Origin of the sequence: Pedobacter sp. HMWF019 (genome assembly GCF_003061025.1) — a bacterium.
GTDB lineage: Bacteria > Bacteroidota > Bacteroidia > Sphingobacteriales > Sphingobacteriaceae > Pedobacter.
The window spans coordinates 1-689 of record NZ_QAIL01000566.1; the positions used below are offsets into that span (position 1 = coordinate 1).

Here is a 689-nt window from a genome sequence, read left to right on the forward strand (position 1 = left end):
TTTTCAAGGGATATTTGCACAATTTCTATTGACTAGCTGATATAAATGCAATTAGACTTCATATCCCAGGATTTAACCGGCCTGAAAATACCAACCGCCATCTTTTCCTTATGTTTTTTCGAAAGCAATATATTCCCCATTCTGTAGCTTGAGCAGCAGCTCCTTGTCATCGGATGTGAAGGGGCGCTAGTTTGGAGCCTTGGCCACATTTCTTATCCTTATTTTTGTGAGATTAAAATCAACCGCATCTATAGCATCACATGCCCCAGCAGAAGATCTTTCTTCAAGATAAAATTCAAAGGAATATTTCTTACCTGAAACTTTAGCGGAATCAGGAAGGGAGAAAGTTTTTACAACATTCTTGTAAGCAGTACCATTATAGGTCATTTGATCTCCATACATTTTGTTAAATGGATTAGGTCCAGGAAATTGAATTAACCAAGCATTCTTCGACAAATCTGTTTTACAGTTTTCCATACCTATGATGGTTCCTATTCCCATTTCGTAGTCAGGAACAAATGGCTGTTTGTTATTGCAGCTTAAAATTGCTGAAGTTAAAATAATGAAGGCGATCATTTTATAGTTATTCATGTATTTCTGTTTAAAATAAACTTATAATAAGTGAGCCAATCTGTTCCTGCATTTTTCTGACAATGTTCGGAATTGCGCAACAACAACATCTGTGTTAC

General features: G+C 36.0%; 1 protein-coding gene. It reads right to left on the reverse strand.

Annotated features, from left to right (window positions below; translation table 11 throughout):
• Positions 1 to 186 precede the first annotated feature (186 nt).
• Positions 187 to 591 (reverse strand): hypothetical protein, encoded by a 405-nt coding sequence (locus DBR11_RS27430; RefSeq protein ID WP_108555733.1) that lies wholly within the window; start codon positions 589 to 591, stop codon positions 187 to 189.
• Positions 592 to 689: the final 98 nt, after the last annotated feature.